The 4,499-nt window shown below is 44.4% G+C and carries 6 protein-coding genes and 1 other RNA gene; 3 read left to right on the top strand and 4 right to left on the bottom strand.

What is annotated here, in order from left to right; all coding sequences use genetic code 11:
• Positions 1-318 precede the first annotated feature (318 nt).
• Positions 319-843 carry a thiol peroxidase gene (gene tpx / locus Q0338_RS02820; RefSeq protein ID WP_298085439.1) on the bottom strand — a complete coding sequence of 175 codons (525 nt, stop codon included), beginning with the start codon at positions 841-843 and terminating at the stop codon, positions 319-321.
• A gap of 148 nt (positions 844-991) precedes the next feature.
• Here tpx and nrdD point away from each other — a divergent pair, with 148 nt between their 5' ends.
• Together nrdD and Q0338_RS02810 are read left to right on the top strand one after the other, a co-directional pair.
• Positions 992-1,153: an anaerobic ribonucleoside-triphosphate reductase gene (gene nrdD, locus Q0338_RS02815; protein ID WP_004321737.1), complete on the top strand. Its 162-nt coding sequence runs from the start codon at positions 992-994 to the stop codon at positions 1,151-1,153.
• A 17-nt stretch (positions 1,154-1,170) separates the two neighbouring features.
• Positions 1,171-1,857: an anaerobic ribonucleoside-triphosphate reductase activating protein gene (locus Q0338_RS02810; protein ID WP_298085438.1), complete on the top strand. Its 687-nt coding sequence runs from the start codon at positions 1,171-1,173 to the stop codon at positions 1,855-1,857.
• Positions 1,858-1,896: 39 nt separating this feature from the next.
• Here Q0338_RS02810 and Q0338_RS02805 read toward each other — a convergent pair whose 3' ends face one another.
• A complete protein-coding gene (locus tag Q0338_RS02805; RefSeq protein WP_298085437.1) occupies positions 1,897-2,481 on the bottom strand; it encodes a DUF5625 family protein in 585 nt (194 codons plus the stop codon).
• 115 nt (positions 2,482-2,596) lie between these two features.
• Entirely contained in the window at positions 2,597-3,031 is a 435-nt protein-coding gene (locus tag Q0338_RS02800) for a hypothetical protein (protein WP_298085436.1), read from the bottom strand.
• Between the two features lie 53 nt (positions 3,032-3,084).
• Here Q0338_RS02800 and ffs point away from each other — a divergent pair.
• An RNA gene (gene ffs / locus Q0338_RS02795) (signal recognition particle sRNA small type) lies at positions 3,085-3,182 on the top strand.
• Positions 3,183-3,186: 4 nt separating this feature from the next.
• On the opposite strand, the gene Q0338_RS02790 is transcribed toward ffs, so the two are convergent.
• Positions 3,187-4,416 (bottom strand): HD domain-containing protein, encoded by a 1,230-nt coding sequence (locus tag Q0338_RS02790; protein WP_298085435.1) that lies wholly within the window; start codon positions 4,414-4,416, stop codon positions 3,187-3,189.
• Between the last annotated feature and the right edge of the window lie 83 nt (positions 4,417-4,499).

Raw genomic sequence — 4,499 nt, 5'->3', positions numbered from 1 at the left:
AAAAAGCAGAACAAAAGTTCTGCCTGCTTAAAGTAACCGTTAAAAAATGAATGCCCAGAAATAAATTATTCTGAAATGATATCAGCTATAAAACAAGAAAAAGTAAAGAAAATGAAAATATCTGCAGATAAAACATATGTAAAGTATGTATATAATGATAAAAATGCAAATTTAATTAGAAAATTTAAACCATCTAAACATAAATTTGCTGATTCTATTTACAAATTTGATTTACAGTCAATAATTTTAACGCGGAAATTTTTAAAATTTGAGTATAAAAAATAAAAAGACCGCCATCGCGGCCTTAAATTTCGTAGCTTACATACACCCGCAGCCGCAGCCTCCGCTTGATTTTATCGCGTCAAATACCGCGTCGTAGTTTGGCTCGTCCGTGATCTCTGGGACGATTTGTTTGTGGATGACGACGCCATCTTTGATAACAAAAACAGCTCTGGCTAAAAGCCCAGCAAGCGGCCCTTCGCCGATGATTATGCCGTATTTTTCGCCAAATTCTCTAGCTCTAAAGTCGCTGCCGACTTTTAAATTTTTGATGCCCTCCGTAGAGCAAAATCTACCCATCGCAAACGGCAGATCCATCGAGATCACGCTTAGTTTGATTGCCTGTTTCGCGGCCATTTTTTCGTTAAATTTACGCGTCTCAGTCGCGCAAACGCCAGTATCTAGCGACGGGACAACTACTAGTATCTCGATGCCGTTGTTACCGCCGACCTTAAACTCGCCTAGATCCTGTCCGACTAGCGTGACCTCTGGAGCATACGAACCTACAAATACCTCTTCGCCTTTTAGCGCGATGTCTGCGCCGTGAAATTTGACTTTTGCCATATTTTTCCTTTGTTTTAAATTTAATCGTAACGCGAATATTACCATACTTTTAATAATGGCTGAAAAACAAAGGTGCGCCAATAAATTTAAGATGGTAGTTATCTACAAAGTGCTATACTATTTGACATCAATTATCAAGGAGTGACAAATGAGCGACAAAGAAATCCTAGCTTCGCTTGAGGCAAAACGCACCAAATGCGTCGTTTACACCCGCGTAATGGGCTACCACCGCCCGGTAGAGAGCTTTAACCTCGGCAAAAAAGGCGAGCACAAAGAGCGCGTCAAATTTTGCGAGCCAAAATCCCGCTAAACTCCTGCGAGTAAAACGTGAAAGACGCTGATTTTCCGCTTTACTCGCTCACCCCCTTTACGACTCTCGACTACCCCGACAAAACGGCCTGTATAGCGTGGTTTGCGGGCTGCAACATGCGCTGCGCCTATTGCTACAACGTCCCTATCGTCACTGGCGCGGGACAGATCAGCCGTGCTGAGTTTATCAAATTTTTAGACAAGCGCAAAGGCAAGCTTAGCGGAGTGGTTTTTAGCGGCGGCGAATGCACGCTTAGCCCCGCGTTTTTACCGCTAGCTAGCGAAGTAAAGTCTCGCGGCTTTTCGCTCAAAGTCGATACCAACGGCTCAAATTTGACCGCGCTTGGGCAGGCTATCTCGCTAAATTTGATCGACTACATCGCGCTTGATTTTAAAGCGTCGAAAGAGAAATTTCTAAAGGTTACCGGATCAAATTTATATAAAAATTTCTTGCAAACGCTTGAGTTTTTGCTGCAAAGCGGCCTTAAATTTGAGGTTAGAACAACGGTATATGCGGACTTGCTAGATGAGGGCGATATCTCGGCGATGAGCGAGATTTTGTACGAGCACGGATACAGAGGCGTTTATTACCTGCAAAATTTCCTCGATACGGGCGAAAATTTCGGAAATTTAGCGCAGGTAAAGGCTAAATTTGATCCAAATTTAATCCGTTCAAATTTGGAAATAGGGCTTAGGAATTTTTAGTAAATTTAGTTAAATTTCACTCGAAAAAATGGTAAATTTTTATTTCCAGTTGTGATATTTGCTAATTTTAATAAACGTCACGATCTTTTTTAGCTCGGGCGCGTCGCTTAGAGCCTGCACTTTTATGTTATATTCGCCTTTTTCGAGCTCTGCTCTGAGCAAAACTTTATCGTGCGCAAAGCCTCCGTTTGGCGCGCTGTACCATGAAGTCGCGCCGTATTTTGACAGATCAAACGTTTCGGTTGGGGCGCTCAAATTTTGTTTTAGATCGTTTACCTCGCCGCCTTTGACGTAGCTTATTTCGCGGTTTTGCATAGATTTTAGCGCTACTTTTAGCAAGATTTTTTCGCCCGTGCAGACCGCTTTTTCCTCTTCACTCGTACCAATTGGCTCAGCGACGCCTTGCGTCGTATAACCATAATATCCGGCCAGCTTAGTAGCCGTAGTTTTTTGGCAAAACCACTTCGTAAACGCATCGCTACCGTATCCTGGGAAGGCCTCTTCGCTGCGTTTTTCTTCCTCTTTTTGCTTTTGCGGATCTTGTGCGTAGATGAAACTTATCTCGTAGATACCGGCCTTTTTGACAGTAAAATTTATGTCAGTTGCGCTACCGGCCTCAGGCATACCGACCCTTTATAAATGCCCTTATCAAGCGTATCGCCTCCCAAAAATCAAATCCATAATAAAACGCCGCAAAAAAACAGCAAAAGTAAGCAAAATTTAATTCAAATTTGAGGTTTTATCTGTTTGGCGCGTAGGTTTTTACCTCGTAGAGTAAAAAATCATACACGCGCTGCTGCACGAGGCCTTCGTATTCGTCGGCGTCGATGAGCCTGCGCAGGTGCTCAAAGTCGATCTTTAGCGCGTAGTTTTTGTTCGCTCTGATGGCCTGATCGATCGCCAAAAGCAAGCTATCAAGCGTCATGGGGTCTTTGCGTTTTATGCGGGAGACGTACTCTTTGGTAGTTTCGATGAGTACGCGTTTGCGGTTCTCGTCGCTGCCGTAAATTTCGCTCGATATGTCGTATAAATTTGCAAAATCGTCCTCTTCGGGATTGAGTTTGGCCGATATGATAGCCGCGAAGATCTTCGCGCGAAACTCCAGCGAGCGGTGGTGATAGACCAAAAACTCCCTAAACAACGACAAAAATTTACATTTTATATCAAATCCCATGTTGCCGCCTAAAATATATTTAAGTAAAATTTGAGTAAAATCGCTCTTGCCCTTTCTTAGACCTGTGCAATGTCTCTTCTAGGCACCGCTTCAGGGTGGGAACACAGCAGAGCACTTAGGCTAGGCGTGTGCCGCAGTCATCTGAGAGAGGGTTTTTAAACCTGCAAAAGCGAAAAATGCTCCTTAAAATCATCGCAAATTTTTAAAAAATTCACTCCGTCCAAGCTCTGATTTTTCTGAAAAAATTTATCCATATTATTAAAGCCTTCGGTTAGTTCGTTTGACTTTACGCCGTAGCTGATCGAGATCCCTGCCTCAAAAAATGCCGCCAGTTTGTCGCAAAATTTGAGCGCTTTGCCGTCGATGGCGTTAAATTTATCCTCGTTTACGTTCTCCATCGTGCCCTCGTGATGCAGAGGCTTTTTCTCGCAGATCCTGTTTTCAAACTCGTTTTTGATAAATTTGCCACCTTCCATACGGATGCCCAGGATATAGCTAAACTCGTCTCTAAAATTTTCAGGCACGAAAGGCAAAATTTTCTCGTCTATCAGGCGCATTTCGTATTCGCTGATTATCTCGTTTAGCCCTTCGATACCGTATTTTACGGGGCTAATGATATCGCGCGTTAGCGACTCGGGCAGATCGTGAAAGAGCGCGCAAAAGAAGTTATTTTCTAGCCTAGTTTTGCAGGCCTTAACCTCAAGCGAGTAAAAATAACTCAAAATCGCCACGACTAACATGTGGCCTAAAACCGCCGTTTCAGGGATGCGCGGCGTCTGCGCCCAGCGCTTTTGAAAGCGCAGTCTACCGGCTAGATCGACTAGCTTGGCCAGCTTTTGATTCATCACGATTTTGCGCACGCCTATTAGCTCGTAATAATCCTCCAGCTCCTCCTCCACGCGCGCTTTTAGCTCGTCTATGTCGCTTAAAAATTTGCTCGTTTGATAAACGATCGAAAACTCCCAGCGCGTCGCGAGGTAGCTAGCGGCCTTTAGGATCAGGCGCTCTTTAGCGTGAGCCTTGTCCTTGTGCGTGAGATAGCGGCGCATCCGCTCTAAAAATTTACCGCCCTCGACGTCCTTTACGAGCCCTTCTAGGATCGTTAACACCCAGGCGTTTATCTGCTCGTTTTTGGTTTTTTGCATCTGATGAAACACATCGGGGCGTATATCCGTGACCACGACGCGCGCGAGAAACTCGAAAATACCAGCCTCGATGATGTAGTTCATATTGGCGCCGTGCTCGAGCTTTGCGATGAAATATGCGATGATAAATTTGTGCGCTTGCTTATCAAGCTCGACTAAATTCGTCATCTTCGGATAGTCGTTCCAGCGCGAGATGGATGCGGCTTTAAAGATGTGTTCGATGAGCTGTGCGCTTATCATTTATCGTCCGATTTTTTCACGACGCGAGCGCGCTTTTCGCCGGCAAATTCAGGCTTTTTAAAGCCGTCTTTGCTGCCAGATCT

The sequence above is a fragment of the uncultured Campylobacter sp. genome (genome assembly GCF_938018145.1).
GTDB lineage: Bacteria > Campylobacterota > Campylobacteria > Campylobacterales > Campylobacteraceae > Campylobacter_A.
The sequence above is the reverse complement of the archived record's forward strand: the minus strand, read 5'-3'. Positions and strand labels throughout refer to the sequence as shown.

Coding starts and splice junctions, on each gene's coding strand:
- tpx (WP_298085439.1), bottom strand. CDS start 843: ATGGCAAAAGTCAAATTTCACGGCGCAGACATCGCGCTAAAAGGCGAA.
- nrdD (WP_004321737.1), top strand. CDS start 992: ATGAGCGACAAAGAAATCCTAGCTTCGCTTGAGGCAAAACGCACCAAA.
- Q0338_RS02805 (WP_298085437.1), bottom strand. CDS start 2,481: ATGCCTGAGGCCGGTAGCGCAACTGACATAAATTTTACTGTCAAAAAG.
- Q0338_RS02800 (WP_298085436.1), bottom strand. CDS start 3,031: ATGGGATTTGATATAAAATGTAAATTTTTGTCGTTGTTTAGGGAGTTT.
- Q0338_RS02790 (WP_298085435.1), bottom strand. CDS start 4,416: ATGATAAGCGCACAGCTCATCGAACACATCTTTAAAGCCGCATCCATC.